Annotated in this window: 19 protein-coding genes and 1 riboswitch; of the genes, 8 read left to right on the top strand and 11 right to left on the bottom strand. The window is 59.8% G+C overall.

Annotated features, from left to right (window positions below; genetic code table 11):
• Positions 1 to 150 precede the first annotated feature (150 nt).
• From JNM42_RS16040 to JNM42_RS16050, 3 genes are all read left to right on the top strand, one after another.
• Positions 151 to 456, top strand: coding sequence for a HigA family addiction module antitoxin (locus tag JNM42_RS16040; RefSeq protein WP_294272437.1), 306 nt, complete (start codon positions 151 to 153; stop codon positions 454 to 456).
• A 139-nt stretch (positions 457 to 595) separates the two neighbouring features.
• The gene (locus JNM42_RS16045; protein WP_294272506.1) at positions 596 to 1,204 is read left to right on the top strand and encodes a DUF6088 family protein; all 609 of its coding nucleotides are present in this window, start codon (positions 596 to 598) and stop codon (positions 1,202 to 1,204) included.
• Between the two features lie 59 nt (positions 1,205 to 1,263).
• Entirely contained in the window at positions 1,264 to 2,187 is a 924-nt protein-coding gene (locus tag JNM42_RS16050; RefSeq protein WP_294272440.1) for a nucleotidyl transferase AbiEii/AbiGii toxin family protein, read from the top strand.
• A 293-nt stretch (positions 2,188 to 2,480) separates the two neighbouring features.
• On the opposite strand, the gene JNM42_RS16055 is transcribed toward JNM42_RS16050, so the two are convergent.
• From JNM42_RS16055 to JNM42_RS16100, 10 genes are all read right to left on the bottom strand, one after another.
• Positions 2,481 to 7,670 carry a RecQ family ATP-dependent DNA helicase gene (locus JNM42_RS16055; protein WP_294272444.1) on the bottom strand — a complete coding sequence of 1,730 codons (5,190 nt, stop codon included), beginning with the start codon at positions 7,668 to 7,670 and terminating at the stop codon, positions 2,481 to 2,483.
• Positions 7,671 to 7,736: 66 nt separating this feature from the next.
• The gene (locus JNM42_RS16060; protein ID WP_294272447.1) at positions 7,737 to 8,345 is read right to left on the bottom strand and encodes a nucleotidyltransferase domain-containing protein; all 609 of its coding nucleotides are present in this window, start codon (positions 8,343 to 8,345) and stop codon (positions 7,737 to 7,739) included.
• A 362-nt stretch (positions 8,346 to 8,707) separates the two neighbouring features.
• Entirely contained in the window at positions 8,708 to 9,148 is a 441-nt protein-coding gene (locus tag JNM42_RS16065) for a type II toxin-antitoxin system VapC family toxin (protein WP_294272450.1), read from the bottom strand.
• A gap of 3 nt (positions 9,149 to 9,151) precedes the next feature.
• Complete coding sequence (locus tag JNM42_RS16070) at positions 9,152 to 9,475, bottom strand: Arc family DNA-binding protein (RefSeq protein WP_294272453.1); 324 nt, start codon at positions 9,473 to 9,475, stop codon at positions 9,152 to 9,154.
• 276 nt (positions 9,476 to 9,751) lie between these two features.
• On the bottom strand, positions 9,752 to 10,114 hold the full coding sequence (locus JNM42_RS16075; RefSeq protein WP_294272456.1) for a TfoX/Sxy family protein: 363 nt from the start codon (positions 10,112 to 10,114) through the stop codon (positions 9,752 to 9,754).
• A gap of 3 nt (positions 10,115 to 10,117) precedes the next feature.
• The gene (gene metF / locus JNM42_RS16080) at positions 10,118 to 10,951 is read right to left on the bottom strand and encodes a methylenetetrahydrofolate reductase [NAD(P)H] (RefSeq protein ID WP_294272459.1); all 834 of its coding nucleotides are present in this window, start codon (positions 10,949 to 10,951) and stop codon (positions 10,118 to 10,120) included.
• 25 nt (positions 10,952 to 10,976) lie between these two features.
• Positions 10,977 to 11,324 carry a phage holin family protein gene (locus tag JNM42_RS16085; protein ID WP_294272462.1) on the bottom strand — a complete coding sequence of 116 codons (348 nt, stop codon included), beginning with the start codon at positions 11,322 to 11,324 and terminating at the stop codon, positions 10,977 to 10,979.
• Between the two features lie 320 nt (positions 11,325 to 11,644).
• Positions 11,645 to 13,048: an adenosylhomocysteinase gene (gene ahcY, locus JNM42_RS16090; RefSeq protein WP_294272465.1), complete on the bottom strand. Its 1,404-nt coding sequence runs from the start codon at positions 13,046 to 13,048 to the stop codon at positions 11,645 to 11,647.
• A 118-nt stretch (positions 13,049 to 13,166) separates the two neighbouring features.
• Positions 13,167 to 13,238: riboswitch (S-adenosyl-L-homocysteine riboswitch) on the bottom strand.
• A 431-nt stretch (positions 13,239 to 13,669) separates the two neighbouring features.
• Positions 13,670 to 13,963, bottom strand: coding sequence for an addiction module antidote protein (locus JNM42_RS16095; RefSeq protein WP_294272467.1), 294 nt, complete (start codon positions 13,961 to 13,963; stop codon positions 13,670 to 13,672).
• A 173-nt stretch (positions 13,964 to 14,136) separates the two neighbouring features.
• Entirely contained in the window at positions 14,137 to 15,003 is an 867-nt protein-coding gene (locus JNM42_RS16100) for a YicC/YloC family endoribonuclease (RefSeq protein WP_294272470.1), read from the bottom strand.
• 100 nt (positions 15,004 to 15,103) lie between these two features.
• On the opposite strand from JNM42_RS16100, the gene JNM42_RS16105 reads away from it, so the two are divergent.
• Genes JNM42_RS16105 through hemW form a run of 5 tightly spaced genes read left to right on the top strand, consistent with a single transcriptional unit; the run spans position 15,104 to position 19,545 of the window.
• Entirely contained in the window at positions 15,104 to 16,054 is a 951-nt protein-coding gene (locus JNM42_RS16105; protein WP_294272509.1) for a serine/threonine-protein kinase, read from the top strand.
• Positions 16,051 to 16,971, top strand: coding sequence for a PP2C family serine/threonine-protein phosphatase (locus tag JNM42_RS16110; RefSeq protein ID WP_294272472.1), 921 nt, complete (start codon positions 16,051 to 16,053; stop codon positions 16,969 to 16,971). The genes JNM42_RS16105 and JNM42_RS16110 overlap by 4 nt, the downstream gene beginning before the upstream one ends.
• Before the next feature lie 8 nt (positions 16,972 to 16,979).
• Entirely contained in the window at positions 16,980 to 17,708 is a 729-nt protein-coding gene (gene rph / locus JNM42_RS16115) for a ribonuclease PH (RefSeq protein ID WP_294272476.1), read from the top strand.
• Positions 17,705 to 18,304: an RdgB/HAM1 family non-canonical purine NTP pyrophosphatase gene (gene rdgB / locus JNM42_RS16120; protein WP_294272479.1), complete on the top strand. Its 600-nt coding sequence runs from the start codon at positions 17,705 to 17,707 to the stop codon at positions 18,302 to 18,304. The genes rph and rdgB overlap by 4 nt, the downstream gene beginning before the upstream one ends.
• Entirely contained in the window at positions 18,304 to 19,545 is a 1,242-nt protein-coding gene (hemW, locus tag JNM42_RS16125; protein ID WP_294272482.1) for a radical SAM family heme chaperone HemW, read from the top strand. The genes rdgB and hemW overlap by 1 nt, the downstream gene beginning before the upstream one ends.
• Positions 19,546 to 19,687: 142 nt before the next feature.
• On the opposite strand, the gene JNM42_RS16130 is transcribed toward hemW, so the two are convergent.
• A complete protein-coding gene (locus JNM42_RS16130; protein WP_294272484.1) occupies positions 19,688 to 20,485 on the bottom strand; it encodes an N-acetylmuramoyl-L-alanine amidase in 798 nt (265 codons plus the stop codon).
• Position 20,486 lies beyond the last annotated feature (1 nt).

Here is a 20,486-nt window from a genome sequence, read left to right on the forward strand (position 1 = left end):
GCATCACGCAAGGGGCAAGGTCGGCACTACAGCGTGTTTTGACGGTTTTGCTCACTCCCATGCCCTATCGATCAGACACTTATGCGCACGAAGCTCATCAAAAATCGGAAAAATTGCGGCGAATAGCGGAAGTCGGGCTAGGAACTGAACATGGCTGAACGACTTGACGAAATCCACCCCGGTGAAATTCTTCTGGAGGACTGTATGAAGCCGATGGGAAGTTCGGCGCGTCAGCTTGCGGCCGACATCGACGTCTCCCCCAGTCGCATCAGCGAGCTGGTGCACGGTTCGCGCCCGATAACCGCCGATACGGCACTGCGCCTGGGTCTGTTTTTCGGCATGGAACCTCGCTTCTGGCTGAACCTGCAGACGGAGTACGACCTGCGGGTTAGCGCGCGTGCCATTCAAGAAAAGATCACTCATCGAATCCGAGTTTTTCATCGAGCTGTCCCCTGAGTCGTTTTGAAGTGCTCAACCCTCTCTAAAAGGATAGCGTTATACGAGCAACTGGATTATTGCGTGCATCCTTTTTACTTCCATTTTTTACCTAGAAAAAGTAGTATGTTTTTCTAGGAAAATGGCAGGCGTGATCGTGATGCAATCTGTTAATAAAAAAGTGATTTTCAGGATATACGGGCGCGGGAGGGGTTGGGCATTCTCGGCGAATGATTTCGTCGAAGATTTCAGCCGCAACCAGATCGATTATGCACTGTCGGAGTTGTGCCGTGAGGGGAAGATCCGCCGCGTTTGCCGGGGTATTTACGACTACCCGAAATTCAGCGAGTTGTTGCAGCAGGATCTAAGCCCGGATTTCGACCAGGTGGCGCAAGCATTCGCGCGCAAGTTCAACTGGCGTATCCAGCCTTCGGGCGATGCGGCGCTGAATCTGCTGGGGCTTTCCACGCAGGTGCCAGGCCGGCTGGTGTATCTCTCCGACGGGCCGAACCGCCAGTACGACATCGGCAATTACACATTGGAGTTCAAGAAGTCTGCGCTGAAGGATGTTGGCTTTAAATACCGCGAGAGTGGGCTGGTCGTGCAGGCAGTGAAGGCGTTGGGCCAGGAGCGGGTGGACGATGCAGTGATCGCCACGCTGCGCAAACAACTGGATGAAGCGGTGTGCAAGCGGGTTCTCAAAGACACGGTGACGGCGACCGGCTGGGTGTATGAAGCGATCAAACGAGTTTGCGGGGAGCGCGGCTGATGGAGTCGGTCGCGCACCTGTCATCCGCTGAACGTCGCGAACTGTTTGGCGAAACTGCAGTGCGCAAGGGAATGACGCCCGCCGTGGTGGAGAAGGATTTCTGGGTGTGCTGGACGCTGGGCAGATTGTTTGCGCATCCCGAGCTGTCGCGCTTGCTGATGTTCAAGGGCGGCACCAGTTTGTCCAAGGTGTTCCATCTGACCGAGCGGTTTTCCGAGGACATCGATCTGATTCTGGATTGGCGCGTGGTGATTGGCGAGGATGATCCGCTGGCAGAACGGTCCGTCGCGAAACAGGAAGCGCTGAACAAGACGGTTGATGCCAGGGCGGTAAATTTCATCGGGTGTGAGTTGCTGGCCATGATTTCACGGGCGGTTGATCCGGTCTGCCGCTGTGAGCTTGCTGCCGATGATCTGCATGCCTTGAATGTGATGTATCCGGCAGCCTTTTCTGATACGTATCTGCGACCGGAGGTACGCCTTGAGATCGGGCCGCTGGCCGCGTGGTTGCCCTACGACAATTATCGAATCCAGCCTTATGCCGCCGAGGAATTTCCTCAGCTATTCAAGCAGCCAGGTTGTGCGGTGCAGGCCATACGCGCAGAGCGCACCTTTTGGGAGAAGGCGACGATACTGCACCATGAAGCCCATCGCCCGGAAAACAGCCCGCAGCCGCTACGCTATTCGCGGCACTATTATGACCTGGCCATGATGGCGAATTCAGCGGTGAAGGATGCTGCACTGGCAGACCTTGTATTGCTGAAGGATGTGGTGGCGTTCAAGCTACGTTTCTATCGACGTCCCTGGGCGCAATACGAACAGGCCACTCCGGGAACGTTCAGGTTGCTGCCTTCGGGGCATGTATTGACGGCAGTCGAGAAGGATTATGTGCAGATGCGCAACATGATGTTCGGCCGCTATCCTGGCTTCGACGAGATCATGGAGACGTTGCGGTCGCTGGAGCGGGAGATTAATGATCTATAACGCGGATAGTGGTCGTCAGATTTGCGTTGAGCCACCGGCGGCAAAGGCCGATCTCGGCCTTTGGTCAAAATCGTCTCGACCGGCAACTTCTCGGCCTTATGTGAAGCTTTCCATAAGGCCGATTATGCATAGCCGCTGATTATGGAAAGTCGACTCGATAAATGTGCTGTTAATGCACCGTACCCCGGCTTTCGTCGGAGTGACGAATCGTTTGGAGAGAACCGCCCTGAAGCGACGTCCCCCAGCCGCCCTGCGAAGCAAGTGGATGCATGACAGAAGGTTCGAAAAATCGCTCATCTGACCGGTGCAAAGACCAGTTCAGGTACGAGCATCTCCCAGGATTCGCATCGTGTATTGATCCGGGATTTGTATTGATCTGCCACGTCGCAGGGGCGGCGCACGTGGATTGCGGTGACGCGGGCTGCGATGCAGTCCATGTTGTTTTCCGGCTCGAAGTGTTGCGACAGGGCGCCGATGTCTACGCCCTGCGTATCGCACAAGCGCCAGGTGCTTGCGGATTTCTGCCGTAGCTCGATCGGGCTTCCCACCGCCAGCGCGGCAAGCGCTCGATGAATGGCGTGGCCTGGCGGATACTGGGCGGCAAAGTCGAGGTCGATCTCCCGCCAGCCGAGCCGCCGATAGCGGCGGGCGAGTTCGGGCGGCGGCGTTGGCAGTACTGTCTTTGGGCGACGCAGAATGGCCGGGGATTCAGGCAATCCGTCGAGCAATCCCTGGCCGCGGTCGAAGCGGGCCAGCGCCAGAGTTTTCCGGGCGCGGGTCATGGCCACGTAATACAGGCGGCGTGTGGCATCCACATCCTCGTTGGTGCCTCTCCGCCGCTGACTTTGCCCCCGACTTTTCCACCACTCGCCGTCGAGTACCGCGACGTGATCGAATTCGAGACCCTTGGCCTTGTGCGCAGTGAGCAGCAGCAAGCCGGTTTGCCGGCGCCGTGCTTCCCGGCCCCATTCGGCCAGCCAGTCGAGAAAGTGATCGTGTGGCAATTCGGCGTCGCCGACATCGAGCGCATATTCGGCGATGGCCTCGCGCAGGTAGTCCCACCAGTGGGCGCCGAGCCCACCTGCCGGCTGCAACTCCAGCCAGTGCGCGATCGTTGCGGCATCGATCAGCCCGCTAGCTCTTGCGCGCAGCCAGCCGAGCAGCGACTGCGTTTCGCGCAGGCTCCAGAAGCCGCTGCTGTCTTCATCGGCCTGCTGAACCGGGATGCCCTTCAGTTCGCAATAACTGCGCACGGGGTCGAGTGAGCGCCAATGGCGCGCAATGACGGCGCAGCGCGCCCAGTCCCAATGGGCTGCCAGATCGGCCATGCGCTCGAACTCGCCGATCACGGCCAGGGCCTGGGTCTGGTCGTTGTCGCCGGCCGGCAGGATCTGCACGCGACCGCGGCCGACCGGGTCGAGGCCGGCCCATTCGCCGCCTGCGGCCTGCGTTTTGCGCGCCGCATCGATGTGAATTGGGTGCGCCTGCTTCATGCGCTGCGCGGCCGGTGCGATCAGCGCGTTGGCGGCTTCGACGATGTGCGCCGTCGAGCGATAATTTTCGGTCAGGAAGGCCGGTCTGGCGGCGTAGTCGGCCTCGAAGCGACGGATGAATTCGACCGAGGCGCCGTTAAAGTCGTAGATGTTCTGGTCGTCGTCGCCGACAGCGAAGAGGTTGATGCGGCCCTCTTCTTCGGGTCGGGTGCGACCGGCCAGCGCCGAAATCAGCGCGTATTGTTCGGGCGCAATATCCTGATACTCGTCGACCAGAGTCCAGCGGAAGCCGGCCAGCAGTCGTTCGCGTAGCAGGTCGGCGTCTTCCGGCGGCAGCTCGTCGCCCTTGAGCAGGCTGACCGCCTGCTCGATGATCTGCTTGAACAACTCGCCATCCGCGCCCCTGACAAACCCCGTATTCTGCGTTGCCAGACTGGCGCCGACCAGGCGCATGGCCAGCGCATGCAGGGTCAGAACCGAAACGCCGCGTGCGTCATCGCCGATCAGTGCGGCCAAGCGCTGGCGAATCTGCACGGCGGCGTGGCGGTTGTAGGCCAGTGCCAGGATGCCGTTCGGGTTTTCGCGGCGGGCGCGAATCAGGTAGGCGATGCGATGCACCAGTACCCGTGTTTTGCCCGAGCCGGGGCCGGCCAGAACGAGAACGTTGGCATTTTCCCGATCGTCGGCAACGATCTCGCGCTGCGCCCGGTTGTTCAGCGCCTCGACAATGGTGTGCCACGATTGCGGCGTCGTCTGGCGCGCCAGCTCCTTGTCGCGATCGGGCAGCCAGCGGCGCATGAATTCGTCGCGCTGCAGGCTGAAGTAATCCATCGTCAGGTGCAGCGCTTCGGCCATGGTCGTCAGCCCGCGCTGCACATACTCGGCCATGACATGTATCTGCACCACCTGCTCGTCATAGTGCAGCTTGAGTGGCGCGAAATCCGGTGGTGTGAATTTCTTCTTCCAGTCGGGTTCCAGACGAATCGTCATCGCCGGCCGGAAGACGGCAAGCCCCTTGTTCAGCCGGATGATTTCCTGCTCGTGCAGCCACAGCAGCGCGCGATCAAGCAGCCTGGGCGTGATCGTCTTCTCGGCCTTGAGCAGCAGATCGGATTCCAGCGCCGCCAGCAGTTTGCCGAGCGTCGTTTCGGCCAGTTGATCGTTGCCACGCGCATCCGGGGGCAGGCAGGCGAGAAGGTGATCGAGCAGGCCGCCGGCCGCAGCGCGACGGCGGCGGGCGGTGGTTTCCAGGCTGGACCACTCGCGTTGCAGTTCAATCGCCACCGCTTCGGCATCGACGCGGCGCAGTTTCAGGCTCCCCTGTCCGCCTTCCTCGTCGCGGCCGTCGGCGGCGAGGCTGCTGAGCAACTGGCGCAGGCGTTCGGGCAGGGCGTCCGCATGGCCGGCGTCCTTCAGATGCTGGTTGGCGTGGCGCAGGTGCAGAACGGACGATTCGCCACGGCCCAGATCCGGGTGCTGCTCGCGCAACAGGCCGATCAACGCCGATTCAAGCGCGGCAGCCTGCTCGAAGCGTTTCCTCGACGAGCGTTCGACGGCAACATGAACGTAGGCGGTGAGTGCCGTATCGTTGCTGGCCAGCCCCAGCGCCTCAAGGTCGTAGAACGCGGCGCGGACTTTTTCGGACGAAAGCCCGGAAACGAGCATCAGCTCGTCGGTCGAGATTCCTTCATCGGCCGGCGCGCCGATCAGCGCACCGACAATGGCCAGCAGGCTTTGCAGATACTCCGGCGCGATGCCCTTCTTCGCCAGTTTTTTCCGCGCTTCATCGAGCGAGGCGATACGCAGCGACGAGGGGAAAATCTGCACCCGGTTTTCCTCGCGCGTGAGCAGCGAAGCTTCTTCCAGCCACGACACGGCGGTGCGCACGCGTGTGTCGTCGGTGGCCGAATCGCGCTCGAAAGCGCCGTCTTCGTCTTCGGCGAGGATCTCGCCGGCGGTGGCGATCAGGTCGCCGTCCTTGCCACCCTCCTTGCCGCCGCCCTTGCGCTTTTTCCGCTCAAGATTACGCAGCGAATGCAGGATGGCCTGGATTTCCTTGCGCGAGAGCCGCGAGCGCGCCGACATGCCGAACTGACGTTCGACATCCTCGACGGTGTACAGCAGGACGCAGCGTGCCGACAGACTATCGCGACCGGCGCGGCCGGCTTCCTGCAGGTAGTTTTCCAGCGAGCCGGGAATATCGGCGTGGATGACCAGTCGCACGTCCGGCTTGTCGATTCCCATGCCGAACGCATTGGTCGCAACGATGACGCGCAGACCGCCTTCGATGAAGGTTTTCTGGGTGCTCTTCTTGGTTTCGGGCGGCAGCCTGGCGTGATAGTGGCCGACCGCCCAGCCCTTCTGTTGCAGAAAGCCTGAGACTTCCTCGGTCTGCCTGCGCGTCGCGCAATAGACGATGGCCCCGCCGTGCAGCTCCGGCGGCAGATCGGCCTGCAGAATCTGATGGATGTGCGAGAACTTCTCGTTCGGGCTGGTCGGAACGACACAGAAATCAAGATTGGTGCGACTCGCACCGCCGTTGAAGCAGTGCAGTTCAATGCCGACCTTGTCCTTGAAATGGGTCAGGATGTCGGCCACCACATCGGGCCTGGCGGTCGCCGTCAGGCAGAGGACGGGCGGAATGGTTTTGTCGGGCTGAGCGCCGGCCTTCTCGCGAATAAACCGGCTGACATAGCGATAATCCGGGCGGAAATCCTGCCCCCATTTGGATAGGCAGTGCGCTTCGTCGAGCACCCAGGCGCCGATTTCGCGCTGCGCTAGCACCTTGCGCAACGTGCGGTTGCGCAGTTGCTCGGGCGAAACGATGAGAATGCCGATATCGCCGAGGCGCACCCGGTCGAGCACGTCGGCGCGCTCGGGCATCGAGAGCAGCCCGTTGAGCGCCGCACAGCTTTTGATGTTCTTCGCTTCCAGCCCGGCCACCTGATCGGACATCAGGGCCACCAGCGGCGAGATGACGACAGTCAGCGCACCGGTCTTGTCGAAACGCGAGAGGGCGGGGATCTGATAGCACAGCGATTTGCCGGTTCCGGTCGGCAGAATGCCCAGCAGATGCTCGCCGCGCAGTGCCGCTTCGACGATGCTTTGCTGAAGGGGGCGACCATCGTCATCGGCCGGCTCGGGGCGAAACTCGGGGAAGCCGAACCAGTGCGCGAGTTCCTTTTGCGCATCGTGCCGTTCGCGGCACCAGGCGCACGCCGGGTCGGCGCAGGCGGTGTCGCGCAAACGCCTGATCAGCACGCCGGCCTGCGGAAACTGATGGCGCACCCACGGCGGCATCACCGAATTGCCGCCGGCCACCGACAACCAGGCCAGTGCGTAAGCCAAAGCCCAGCCCTGCCCGGCGGCATCGGCCAGAATGTCGCCCATGTGCGTCTGGCAGGCCTGGCCGGCGAGCTGTGCGCGAATCGCGGCGAGCGCTTCGCCGTCGCCCGGCCGCGCCTTGTGGCGCAAGGACATGAAGAAGCGGTCAAGCCCTGCCCCGCTGTCATTGACGGTCGTCAGCCAGTGCCAGGCGAGAACCAGATTCGGCGCGGTCTTGCCCAGCGCCGCGTGCTGGTTGCGGAAGACTTCAAGCGTCAGTTGCGCGTCGAGCAGCGGGTCGTTCAAGCGCCCGCGTTTGAGTTGCCCATCCTGATAATGCTTGACCAGATGGTGGTAGGGATTGCGCGGAAAGGCCAGCGGATTGAGCCACAGCGTATCGACCACCGGCAGTTTCAACAGCCGCAGATCGGGTTTGGCGGCGGCCAGATGCGGCAGGTCGAAAGCGATCAGGTTATGGCCGAGCAGGAAGCGGGCACCATCGGCAAGCGCGTCAAGTTGCTCCAGCGCGGCAGGCAGATTGCCTTGTCTGAATTGCAGCGAGGCCTCCGGCTGGTCCCCACGAACGGCGGCAAAGCGGTGAATCCGCGTATCGCGCAACCCGACTTCAAGGTCAATGGAGAGGCAGCGGGGAGCAAAATGACTCATGGGCGAGGTTGGAGGGTGATGCGCTAAGCCGAGGCCAGCAATCTCTGCACACCGCCGGACGTCGCTTCAAACGCCTGCAAGCGATGAATGGCCAGCAAGTTTTCCAAGGTCATGTTCGGTTCCGATGACGAATAGTTTCGGCTTGGCGAGAATCCTGCCAATGAAGGCGTCCTTGTCGGAGATACGTCGGTTGAACTCGGCGGCGGTGTAGAGCGCCGGGTTGATTTCACGTTGTAACTGCTCCTGCACCGGATGCAGCGCCTTGACGACGTCGCCAAAGGTGCAGTCGGCAATCAGGAGTAAATCGACATCGCTGCAGGCGTTCTCTTCGCCGCGTGCGATCGAACCGAAGATCAGCGCCAGTTCGGGTGCAGTACCAAGCGTGTGCAGGGCGTCGGCGATCACGCCAACCATGCCGCCGGTCTTGCGAAACAGGCCAGCCAGTTCAGCAAATACCGGGCACTCGCGGTTGGCGCGGTAGTGCACCTGATTGCCCTGCTTTTCTCGCAGCAGCAGGCCGGACCCGGCGAGTCGGGATAGCTCCTTGTGCAATGTGCCGGGCGTGGTGCCGGTCAATCGCGCCAGTTCGCGTACGTGATAGCTACTGTCCGGATGCAGCAGTAGCTGATTCAGTGCGCGCTGGCGGTAAGTACCGAAGAGAAGGTCAAGTAACACGATAGGCCGAATTACGTAGCTTTAAAGGCTACGATTGTAGCTTGATTTGCTTCGTTTGTGAGGTGCCTATTTGCGGTGCTTATCTGCTTGATTGCCAAAGTACTGCGAAGACCCAAGCAGTAATCGTTCAAGATTGTCGTTCCGGTACGCAGCGCCAAGTCTCCTCAGAGCCTGTGAATTAATGGATAAACACCTCCCAAACCGTGGCCCGAGGCCAGGCTTCGCGCTCATTCCGGCGAATGCCGGAATCCAGTGCCTTCCTCTGATATCCATCCATCAATCAATCAGATAAACGAGTTGGACCCCGGCTTCTGCCCCGAAGGGAACACTCTTGGGGTGCGCCGGGGTGACGAGCGCGGAAATCAGGCGGCAGGGAGTTGGCCGAGATAATCGCTTGCAGCATTCGCCAGTTGCCGGTCGAAGGTGGCGAGCGGTGCCTTGAGCGCGCCGGCGAGCCACAGATAGGCGGCGTCGTAGGCGGTCAGGCGATAACGGCTGGCAATGGTGGCCACTTCTTCTGGAACGGGCGCATGTCTTTCCAGTTCCATCATGGAGAACTCGGCGAGGGCCAGTACGGCATTTTCCAGCGTCAGCTCATTTCGGCGCAATCGGGTGACCGCCACATTGGTCAGTTCGTAATCGATCAGCCCCGGCGCGTGCAGAATGAAGCCGCGCAATCGGGCTTCTGCGGCATCGCGTTCCATTTCGCCGAAAACGCAGGCCGCCAGCAGGCTGGCATCGACGACGAGCGGTGCCCGCGTCGGGTAGATGGTCGGCGGTTCGGCAAGGAATACTTCGGACATCGATCAGGCGGCACCTTTCGGCTCGCGGGTCTCCGCCCAGGCCTCGCCATAACGGCCATCGCGCATCTGGCGGATCAGGCTGGCCGAGGAGACGGTGCTGCGCGAGGGAACGGGAAAGAGTGTGCGCCAACCTTGCAGGGAGTCCTCCACACGACGCGTGCCCCGGTTTTCACTCGCCCCGGTGATGGCGGGCAAGTCTTCGCTTGCGGCCGCCTCAAGGATGGCCATCAACTCACCCTGCAATGAACGATGGTTGCGCTCGGCGCGAAGGCGCAAGCGCTGCGCAAGCGCCTCAGGAATGTTCTTGACTGAAAAACTGACACCCATTGCTGGCACCATTATGGAACTATTTTGACCAAGGGTTTCATTATGGAACCGTTCGGAAGTGTGAGTCAATCCCGGCGATGGGTGAGAGGGAGGCCGGACTTGCGTTCCTCCAGGCGGCTGACAGACCGTCAACGTGATACGGCGAAGCACCCGGTTACCAAGGGGTACCAGAAAAAGCACAGAGAGCTTTTTCTTGGTGAATGTTTGTGTCTTTTGTCCCTCTTCAGGGAGGCATCGCGCTGTCTTGGCGGTTCCTCTCAGGCAGGAACTACCACCTCACTTGCGGGCAGTCGGTTTTTTCGGTTTGCGCGCACGCACCGCAGCGGCGAGCGCGAGGCGACCCCAGGGCTGCATTTCAACCGGGGATTCCAGCGCTTCGCTGGGTATGGTCCAGTAATTCATGGTTTCCGTGCGACCGTCCCTGGTGGTGAAGCGGAAGGGTTCGCCACCAGCCTGGCGGTAGCTGCCGGCGCTTTCGCTGTCAGCCTTCAGATAAAGCGTTTCATCGGCAACGATGGCGAAGAAAATCTCGTCGCAATAAAAGCCCCAGCCACCGAACATCGCCTTGACGCGAATCGACCCGAGCGGGGCGAACAACTCGCAGGCATGTTCGACGAATTCGGGCAGCGGGCGGGCCATGGTTTACGAAAGTTGCAGCCGCCGGCAGATTTCCAGCGTCAGCACCGACTGGTTCATGGAATAGAAGTGCAGTCCTGGCGCGCCACCGGCCAGCAGGCGTTGGCATAACTCGGTCACGACATCGAGGCCGAAGGCACGGATGGCGTCGACGTCATCGCCGAGACCTTCGAACTTGCGGCGCATCCAGCGCGGCAGTTCGGCGCCGCAGGCGTCGGAGAAGCGCGCCAGCTTGGAGAAGCTGGCAATCGGCATGATGCCGGGAATGATCGGGATGTCCACCCCGAGCGCGCGCACTTCATCGACGAAATGGAAGTAGGCGTCGGCGTTGTAGAAATATTGCGTGATCGCCGAATTGGCGCCGGCTCTGGCCTTTCTGGCGAAGGCAGCGAGATCGTCGTGCGGGTTGCGCGCCTGCGGGTGCCATTCGGGGTAGGCGGCGACTTCGAGATGGAAATGATCGCCGGTCTCGCTGCGGATGAATTCGACGAGTTCGTTGGCATAGCGGAATTCACCGGCTTCGGCCATTCCCGAAGGCAGATCGCCGCGCAGGGCAACGATGCGACGGATTCCGGCAGCCTTGTAGTCGAGCAGGATCTCGCGGATGTTTTCGCGCGTCGAGCCGATGCACGACAGGTGGGGCGCAGCGGCGAAACCTTCGGCGGCGATTTCCTTGATCACCGCGAACGTTCGTTCTCGCGTCGAACCGCCGGCGCCGAAGGTGACGGAGAAGAACTCCGGCTTGAGCACCGCCAGCTTGCTGCGCACCAGGCGCAGCTTCTCAACGCCTTCGGGCGTTTGCGGCGGGAAAAATTCAATTGAGAGTTCAGTGTGTTTCATGCGGATCAATCACATAAATTAGGCGTTAGTTCTTGCCGGAAACCAGCAGGCTCGACAGTGCCCACGATATGACGCTGTAGAGCATCGAGCCGAAGACTCCCGGCCAGAAGCCGCTGACCACAAAGCCTTCAATCATCGAACCCGCCAGCCAGAACATCAGGCCGTTGATGACAAAGATGAAGAGCCCGAGCGTCAGCAGCGTGACCGGCAGCGTCAGCAGCAGCAACACGGGGCGCAATAGGGTATTGACCAGTCCGAGCAGCAGTGCCGCGAGCAGCGCCGAACCAAACGAGGCTACCTGAATGGATGGCAGCAGGTAAGTCACGGCAAGCAGCGCAACGGCGTTGAGTATCCAGAGCAGGATCAGGCGCATGGTGTTCTCCGAGGCTAAAGGTCGTGGTTCAGTTAAGCCGAGCAACTGTTTTGACCTAGAAACAGCAGTTGAGCGCGACCGCCGTAACACAAAGTTTGGCGAGGGTTTGGCCCTCACCCCAACCCGCGGGGAGAGGGGGTGTGCACCCTTCTCCCAGCGGGAGAAGGGCCGGGGATGAGGGCCTACGATATTGCCAATACGCTTAACTGCGTTTTTTAGGTTGAAGCGTCATTCCGGTGAAAACGGGAATTCAGAGATACGCCACTGGATTCCGGGTCAAGCCCGGAATGACGGGTTTCAAAACAGTTTGCTGCGAACACTCAATAACGATACTGATCAGCCTTGTACGGACCGGCCTTGGGGACGCCGATATAGGCGGCCTGCTGGTCGGTTAGTTCGCTGAGTTGGGCATTGAGTTTCTTCAACTGCAGGCGCGCGACCTTTTCGTCGAGATGCTTGGGCAGCGTGTAGACGCCCACCGGGTAGTCGGCGTTGCGCGTGAACAGTTCGATCTGCGCGATCGTCTGGTTGGCGAACGACGAGCTCATGACGTACGACGGATGGCCGGTGCCGCAGCCGAGGTTAACCAGGCGGCCCTTGGCGAGCAGGATGATGCGCTTGCCGTCGGGGAAGATGATGTGGTCGACCTGCGGCTTGATTTCTTCCCACTGATACTTCTCGACCGAAGCGACGTCGATTTCGTTGTCGAAGTGACCGATGTTGCAAACGATGGCCTGGTCCTTCATGGCCGCCATGTGCTCGTGGGTGATGACATGGTAGTTGCCGGTGCAGGTGACGAAAATGTCGGCCTTGTCGGCAGCATATTCCATGGTGACCACGCGGTAGCCTTCCATCGCCGCCTGCAGCGCGCAGATCGGGTCGATCTCGGTGACCCACACTTGCGCCGAGAGCGCACGCATGGCCTGGGCCGAGCCCTTGCCGACATCGCCATAACCGGCGATCAGCGCGACCTTGCCGGCGATCATCACGTCGGTGGCGCGCTTGATGCCATCGACCAGCGATTCGCGGCAGCCGTAGAGGTTGTCGAACTTGGACTTGGTGACCGAGTCGTTAACGTTGATCGCCGGGAATTTCAGTTCACCCTTGGCGTGCATCTGATACAGGCGATGAACGCCGGTGGTGGTTTCTTCGGTCACCCCCTTGATCGCGGCCAGACGCACCGAGTACCAGGCCGGGTCGGTAGCCAGCTTGGCCTTGATTGCAGCAAAGAGGATGGTTTCTTCTTCGGAACCCGGATTGGCCAGAACCGAGAGGTCCTTTTCGGCGCGCGCGCCGAGGTGCAGCAACAGCGTGGCATCGCCGCCGTCGTCGAGGATCATGTTCGAGTAACCGCCATCCTTCCATTCGAAGATGCGGTGCGTGTAATCCCAGTAATCCTCCAGCGATTCGCCCTTGACGGCAAACACCGGTGTGCCGCCGGCAGCGATGGCCGCAGCCGCGTGATCCTGCGTCGAGAAGATGTTGCACGACGCCCAGCGCACTTCGGCACCGAGCGCGGTCAGCGTTTCGATGAGCACGGCGGTCTGGATCGTCATGTGCAGCGAACCGGTGATGCGCGCGCCCTTGAGTGCCTTGGCCGCAGCGAATTCTTCGCGAATCGCCATCAGGCCGGGCATTTCGGTTTCGGCGATGCGGATTTCCTTGCGCCCCCAGTCGGCGAGGCTCAGGTCGGCAATAACGTAGTCGTTGAATTTTTCAGCCACAGTAAAACTCCTTGATAACTGTGGCCGGGAGGGGAAGGAGGTTGCCTGGCGCAACTCGGCAGTGTGCTGAGGTAGTACAGATCAGACTCACCCGACTTCCCGTGCCCGGCACGGATTGGTTGGATGAGCGCCGTTTAAGGTTCCGAGCCTGAAACTGTCGAACAACAGTTTTGCAGCGCCCCTCGGACAAGGTCGAATTATACGCAGACTTGTTTCAGGTGTGAAGCACTGCACTCAGTTGAAGCCACCGGGCAGGCTGTACGCCTTATTCAGCAAGGGCTGTGGTGACGGGTTGTGTATTGCGGAGCAGTTGCCGTGAAATGTCTGAAACCATTGCACGGCAAGGCTCTCAGCGAACAACACGTGGCCAAGCCAGGGCAACTACGCCTGGGTACCACCGATCCATGCCCTCAAAATGGCGGCGTGATGCCACGAGACTGCGTCCGAGAAGAGCCGCACTCAAATTTGAACCAGTAGTAGAAGGCGAAAAGACTTGCCACTACTTGATCTCGGCTATTCGATATTTTCAGAAGGTACGCGCATGGGCACACGCTTATCATGGGCTTACCCGATTCGTTGAGAGTTGTTGGTTTCTATCTGAATCTCCCCCAAACCCAGGCATCAGGCGGGTGCGAGTTCTCCGGACGACTTCTTTCGCGCCACCTTGCGTGACTTTTCCTTCCCGACTGGGGCCGTATGCAACTTGATTTTCAAGGCCTTGATGACTTCAAGCCCGGTCGAGAATTCGGGGTTTCCGCTTGCCGAAAGCGTCTTGTAGAGTCCCTCACGGGTAATCCCTGAGTCACAGGCAAGCTGTGACATGCCGCGAGCGCGAGCACTATCCATCAGCGCGGCACGCACCACATTACTGGCACCAGGGCCTTCGTCAAGGCAGGCATCAAGATACAAAGCCATATCCTATTCGCTAGCGAGGTGGTCCGCCTGCTCCCATCGCGCAAATTTTTCAGTCATGCTATCTCCTTCCATGCCCTGGCAACTTCGATGGCTCGCTTGATGTTCGCGTCCTGCGTGTATCCGCCAGCCAGAAGCGAGCCACTCTGTATTGATCCGTACGATGGCCTGAAAAGTCACTCCAGATTCTGGATCTGCTCGCGCATCTGTTCGATCAGCAGCTTCAGTTCCATTGCCGTCTGCGAAACCTCGCTGACCACCGATTTTGAACCGAGGGTGTTGGCCTCGCGATTGAGTTCCTGCATCAGGAAATCCAGGCGCTTGCCGCTGGCGCCTCCGGCTTTCAGCACGCGCTCGACTTCGTCGAGGTGGGTTGACAGGCGAGCCAGTTCTTCGGCGACGTCGATGCGTACGGCGAAAACCGCAACTTCCTGCCGGATTCGCTCGTCATCCGAACTGCCGATGGCATCGATCAGCCTTTGCTTGAGCTTGTCCTGAAACGCCGCCTGTGCCAGCGGTATCCGCGGTGCCACGTCGCGCACCAGATCGCGCATGCGGGCTACCCGTTCAAGAATCACCGCCGCCAGTTTTTCGCCCTCGCGCGCCCGACTGGCGGTAAAGTCGTCCAGTGCCTCCCTGGCCAGCGCGAGGCAGGCCGGAACCAGCGCCTCGCAATCGAGCGTGTCGTCCCCGAACATTCCTGGCCAGCGCAGGACATCGCTGACCGCCAGCGGTGCGGCCAGCGGTAGCTCGTTGCGCACCTGCGCCTCGAAGGCTTTCAGACGCAGCAGCAGGTCGGCGTTGAGGTCGAGTTGCTGGGTTCGCGCTGCCGCTGCCGCAAAATTTACCCGGCATTCCAGCTTGCCGCGCGCCAGCCGTGCGCTGAACATTTCACGCATTGCCGGTTCAACGGCACGCAATTCTTCGCAAACGCGAAACTGGAAATCAAGGTAACGCGAGTTCACGCTTTTCAGCTCGATATGCAGCGCGCCGCGTTCAACATTGAGCGTTCTGGCGGCATAACCGGTCATGCTATAGATCATGGAAATCCTGAGGAATTGGAGAGCGAATGGGCAAGCGGCTTTACAGTCAACCGCCAAAGCCTGAGAATGGCCGGAAAACTACATGATAGCTTCTATACCGATGGCGCAACAAGCGAACTACGCCCTTCCTGCCGGTTACCAACTCGATGAATATCGGATCGAGCATCAGCTATCCTTGGGCGGGTTTTCCATAGTCTATCTGGCAACCGACAACAAGGGCGAGACGGTGGCCATCAAGGAGTACCTGCCGAATAGTCTGGCCTTGCGTGCCGAAGGCGAAATCAAGCCACTGATCAGCGAAGAGCACATTCCCGCATTCCGTTACGGCATGAAGTGTTTTTTTGAAGAAGGCCGTGCACTGGCCAGGCTTTCGCACCCGAATGTAATTCGTGTGCTGAATTTCTTCCGCGCCAATGATACGGTTTACATGGTCATGGAGTACGAGCACGGACGCACGCTGCAGGAGTTCATCCAGAAGAACAGGGCGGTCGTCACCGAGAATTTCATCCGCAATGTCTTTACCAAGCTGCTCAATGGCCTGCGTGAAGTGCATTCGCACAAGCTGCTGCATCTTGATCTCAAACCGTCAAATATCTACATGCGTAATGACTATACGCCGGTACTGATTGATTTTGGCGCGGCACGCCAGACGCTGGCCTGCGACACACCGATGCTCAAGCCCATGTACACACCGGGTTTTGCCTCACCGGAGCACTACCACCAGCGAGAATTTCTTGGCCCCTGGAGCGACATCTACAGCGTTGGTGCTTCAATGTATGCCAGCCTTGCCGCATCGGCACCACAAGCCGCTGATAGCCGTATGGAAAAGGACAAGCTGATTCCTGCCATGGTGCGCTGGGAAGGACAATACTCCGATCAATTGCTTGAAACGATTGACTGGTGTTTATGCCTGAATCATCTTTATCGGCCACAAAGCGTCTTTGCACTGCAAAAGGCGCTCACCGAGAAGGTCAACAAACCGAAATTAATCAAGAAGAACTGGCTTGGCCATATGGTTGGCAAGTTCAAGGGTAAGACTGGAACATCATGAAATTCACCATTTATCAGGAAAGCCGACCCGGCAAGCGCGCCAACAATGAAGACAGGCTGGCACACAGTTATTCGCGTGAAGCCTTGTTGATGGTCGTTGCCGACGGGATGGGTGGCCATTACTATGGCGAAATTGCCGCGCAGATCGCCGTGCAGGTACTCGTCGAATCGTTTCAGCGGGAAGCAACACCGGCAATTCGTGACCCCTTCCTGTTCTTGCAGAAATCGATGACCAATGCGCATCGCGCGATTATCGATTTTACCGATGACCACAACCTGAAAGATTCGCCGCGCACGACCTGCGTAGCCTGCATCGTCCAGGACAGCATTGCTTACTGGGCGCATGCCGGCGACTCCCGTCTTTATCTGATGCGCGACGGTAAAGTGCTGACGCACACGCGCGACCACTCGCGCGTACAGTTGCTCAAGGATCAGGGTGTGATCAACGCCGCGCAGGCCGCCGTGCACCCGGACCGTAACAAGGTCTATAGTTGCCTTGGTGGTCGACAGACGCCGGAGATCGAGTTCTCGCGCAAAACACCGCTTGAAGCGGGCGATGTGCTGGCCCTGTGTACGGATGGCTTGTGGGGTGTGTTGTCTGGCGAGATGATGGCTGTCGCCCTGAAGAGCGAAAATCTGATGCAGGCGGTGCCGATGCTGCTTGGACAGGCCGACATCCGCGGCGGTCCGAACGCCGACAACCTCTCCATTCTTGTCGTGCGCTGGGAGGACAGCTACATCGAAGAAGGGGCCACTCCAACCAGCGTTATTTCAACGCAAACGATGTCGCGCGATACGATCACCACCCGACTCGACGAATTCGGACGCAACCCGAATTACAAGACCGAGTTGAGCGATGAAGAAATCGAGCGCGCCATCGAAGAAATCCGCTCAACCATTCAGAAGTATTCAAAATAGGACCATACATGCGCCCCAGCCAACGCCAGCCTGCACAGCTTCGTACCATCCGCATCACGCGCAATTTCACCCGCCACGCCGAAGGTTCGGTACTCATCGAAATGGGCGATACGCAGGTGCTGTGCACGGCCAGTGTCGAAGAGTCGCTGCCGTCCTTCCTGCGCGGCAAGGGGCAAGGCTGGGTGACCGCCGAATACGGCATGCTGCCACGGTCGACGCACACGCGCAGCGCTCGCGAGGCGGCCAAGGGCAAGCAGAGCGGCCGCACGCAGGAAATCCAGCGTCTGATCGGCCGTTCGCTGCGCGCCGTGACCGACCTCAAGGCCCTCGGCGAACGTCAGATCACGCTCGATTGCGATGTGCTGCAGGCCGATGGCGGAACCCGCTGCGCTTCGATCACCGGCGCCTGGCTGGCGCTCAACGATGCCTGCGAACAACTCGTCGCCAGGGGAAAGCTCGACGCAAATCCGCTCCGCGATCACGTTGCCGCCATTTCGGTCGGTATCTACAAGGGAATACCGGTACTTGACCTCGACTACCCCGAGGATTCAGGGTGCGACACCGACATGAACGTGGTGATGACCGGCAGCGGCGGCATCGTCGAGATTCAGGGCACGGCCGAGGGCGAACCGTTCTCCCGCGCACAGATGAACCAGTTGGTTGATCTCGCCGAAGCCGGAATCAATGAACTGGTTGCACGCCAGAAAGCGGCTCTGGCCACGCTCGTCGCGGCATGAAGCTGGTCGTCGCCTCGAACAATCCCGGCAAACTGCGCGAATTCGGCGCACTGCTCGCACCGCTCGGCTGGGAAACGATAGCGCAAAAGGAACTCGGGGTTCCGGAGTGCGCCGAGCCGCACCACACCTTCGTTGAAAACGCACTCGAAAAGGCGCGTCATGCGGCCAGGTGCACCGGCCTGCCGGCACTCGCCGACGACTCCGGACTCTGCGTCAACGCGCTTGGCGGCGCACCCGGCGTCTATTCGGCGCACTATGCACAAACCGCAGCCGGCGAAGCGAAATCCGATGAGCGTAACAATCGGAAACTGATTGCCGATCTGGCCGGCAAGACCGACCGGCGCGCCCATTACGTCTGTGTTCTGGTCTTTGTGCGCCATGCCGACGATCCGCAACCGATCATTGCCGAAGGCGAATGGCACGGCGAGATCGTCGATCAGGCACGCGGCAACGCGGGATTCGGTTACGACCCCTATTTCTTCCTGCCGGAACTCGGCCTGACTTCGTCCGAACTCGACCCCAGCGAAAAGAACCGTCGCTCGCACCGCGGGCAGGCACTGGCACGACTGGTTAAACGCCTGCAAGCTCGTCGCTGATGCCTGAACAGTCGTTCACGCGCGTCATCCCGATCGTCCCGCACAGTCAATCGGCGGGCGCAAGCGGCACCCGGCTTGAGTTCCGCAACCCGCCACCGCTCTCGCTTTATGTGCATATCCCCTGGTGTGTGCAGAAGTGCCCCTATTGCGACTTCAACTCGCATCAAGTCCGCGATTCCATACCCGAAGCAGACTATGTTGCGGCCTTGATCGCCGACCTCGAATCGGCTTTGCCTCTGGTCTGGGGGCGCAAGGTATCGAGCGTTTTCTTCGGCGGCGGCACGCCGAGTCTGCTTTCCGGGCCGGCGCTCGACACCTTGCTGACAGCCATTCGCACCCTGTTGCCAGTCCTGCCCGACGCCGAAATTACCCTGGAAGCCAATCCCGGTACGGTTGAAGCCGAAAAATTCGCTGCCTTTCGCGACGCCGGCATCAACCGGATCTCGCTCGGCATCCAGAGCTTCAATCCGATGCACCTCAAGGCGCTGGGCCGAATTCATGACGAGTTCGAAGCCCGGCATGCCATCGAGATTGCCGCCACCCACTTTGATAATTTCAATCTCGACCTGATGTACGGACTGCCAGGACAAACGCTTGAGCAGGCGCTGAGCGACATTGAAACCGCGCTGTCCTTCGCTCCGCCGCATCTCTCCTGCTACCAGTTGACGCTCGAAGCGAACACCGCCTTTGCTGCCGCTCCGCCGGTATTGCCCGACCACGACGCGTGCGCAGACATGCAGGACGCCATCGAATCCAGGCTGGCGAGCGGGGATAAAGCGGCCGGCTACACGCATTACGAAACCTCGGCCTTTGCCCAGGACGGACGGCAATGCCGGCACAACCTCAATTACTGGACTTTTGGCGACTACCTCGGGATTGGTGCCGGCGCGCATGGCAAACTCACGCTGCACGATCGCGTGCTGCGCCAGATGCGCTGGAAGCAGCCGAAACAGTATCTGGCCAGGGTCGCAGAACAAACACCCCTGCAGGAAGAGTTTTCGGTCGACATCGCCGATCTCCCCTTCGAATTCATGATGAACGCGCTGCGTCTCAATCAGGGATTCGCTGCGCCGCTCTTCGCGGCGCGCACCGCGCTGCCCCTGATCCACATTGAAAGCACGCTGCGACAGGCCGAACAGGAGGGTTTGATCGAACGCCAGCCAGGGCACATCGCCCCCACGGATCGCGGACGGCGCTTTCTCAATCGCTTGCTGGAGATGTTTCTCGCCGAGCGCCGCTGAACGCTGACGTCATGACCAGAATCCGGATTTTGCGCCTCCAGCTTAATGAAGTATGAAGGGTGATGCGCGTTTGTCGCTAAGCACTTTGAATCTTGCTCCCGATCTGTCTATCCCAAATGTTCAGGGCACTCTCTAACGGAACTCAATTCTTACACCGCTCATTGAAGTGGGTTTGCCAATGGGTTTGGTCCGAACTGAGCGGCAATCCACCTTCGCAAAATTCGACAACAGCGCTAGCGAGAGCAACAGCAATCCTCTTTTGATAACTTGAGCTTCGAAGGAGGAGTTCCTCATGCCGGTTGACGATCAAACCGGCTTCAAAGAGTACCGCCGGCATCCTGGTAGACTTGAGCACCACCAAATCGTCAAAACGGTAAATACCGAGTTGCTCGTCCAGAAGCTCTCTGTTTTCGCCTGGGATCTTCTCGGCGTGATGTAAAGTCGGGATAAAGCAGCCGTTGCGCAATTGATTGCCCAGCAGGTGCGCTAATCGTACGCTGCCAGTGGCGTCGCCGTTTTTTTCAGAAACGAATAGCGAGTAGCCTTTGATGTCGTCGGTGTAAAGGCGGCGCTTTCCCAGATATGTCCAGGTGGACAGATAGTGCGTTTGCGCCGAGTCGTGGTGTATCGAGAGGAACAATTGTGCTTTGCGCTCGTTGGCCAACAGCGCACGATCAATCAACGAGATCGATGCCTGGTTCCTGTTCGTGAGAAAGGCCTTGGCAAAGCCAGCATGCACAAGTTCATCCAGCAGGTATCGCGCCAGGTTTTCGTTGAGCTGCACCTCGGGTACCCCGCGAGCGCTGATCGCGCCGGGCCTGGCACGAGTGTGTCCAGGGTCGATGGCGATCACGAAGTCGCCTCGCTCGCAGGCCTGCGCCACGCTGCCGGCAACGAGCGACAGGCTTAGTGCCAGGCAATAAAATGCGGTTCGCAGCATG

The sequence above is a fragment of the Propionivibrio sp. genome (genome assembly GCF_016790145.1).
In the GTDB taxonomy this organism is placed as follows: domain Bacteria; phylum Pseudomonadota; class Gammaproteobacteria; order Burkholderiales; family Rhodocyclaceae; genus Propionivibrio.

Bases quoted from the DNA above. Each gene is read 5' to 3' on its own strand.
- JNM42_RS16055 (WP_294272444.1), bottom strand. From the start codon at position 7,670: ATGAGTCATTTTGCTCCCCGCTGCCTCTCCATTGACCTTGAAGTCGGG.
- hemW (WP_294272482.1), top strand. From the start codon at position 18,304: ATGCCTGAACAGTCGTTCACGCGCGTCATCCCGATCGTCCCGCACAGT.
- JNM42_RS16095 (WP_294272467.1), bottom strand. From the start codon at position 13,963: ATGGCTTTGTATCTTGATGCCTGCCTTGACGAAGGCCCTGGTGCCAGT.
- JNM42_RS16065 (WP_294272450.1), bottom strand. From the start codon at position 9,148: ATGTCCGAAGTATTCCTTGCCGAACCGCCGACCATCTACCCGACGCGG.
- metF (WP_294272459.1), bottom strand. From the start codon at position 10,951: ATGAAACACACTGAACTCTCAATTGAATTTTTCCCGCCGCAAACGCCC.
- JNM42_RS16105 (WP_294272509.1), top strand. From the start codon at position 15,104: ATGGCGCAACAAGCGAACTACGCCCTTCCTGCCGGTTACCAACTCGAT.
- JNM42_RS16085 (WP_294272462.1), bottom strand. From the start codon at position 11,324: ATGCGCCTGATCCTGCTCTGGATACTCAACGCCGTTGCGCTGCTTGCC.
- JNM42_RS16070 (WP_294272453.1), bottom strand. From the start codon at position 9,475: ATGGGTGTCAGTTTTTCAGTCAAGAACATTCCTGAGGCGCTTGCGCAG.
- JNM42_RS16040 (WP_294272437.1), top strand. From the start codon at position 151: ATGGCTGAACGACTTGACGAAATCCACCCCGGTGAAATTCTTCTGGAG.
- rdgB (WP_294272479.1), top strand. From the start codon at position 17,705: ATGAAGCTGGTCGTCGCCTCGAACAATCCCGGCAAACTGCGCGAATTC.
- JNM42_RS16075 (WP_294272456.1), bottom strand. From the start codon at position 10,114: ATGGCCCGCCCGCTGCCCGAATTCGTCGAACATGCCTGCGAGTTGTTC.
- JNM42_RS16045 (WP_294272506.1), top strand. From the start codon at position 596: ATGCAATCTGTTAATAAAAAAGTGATTTTCAGGATATACGGGCGCGGG.
- JNM42_RS16130 (WP_294272484.1), bottom strand. From the start codon at position 20,485: ATGCTGCGAACCGCATTTTATTGCCTGGCACTAAGCCTGTCGCTCGTT.
- JNM42_RS16110 (WP_294272472.1), top strand. From the start codon at position 16,051: ATGAAATTCACCATTTATCAGGAAAGCCGACCCGGCAAGCGCGCCAAC.
- rph (WP_294272476.1), top strand. From the start codon at position 16,980: ATGCGCCCCAGCCAACGCCAGCCTGCACAGCTTCGTACCATCCGCATC.
- JNM42_RS16100 (WP_294272470.1), bottom strand. From the start codon at position 15,003: ATGATCTATAGCATGACCGGTTATGCCGCCAGAACGCTCAATGTTGAA.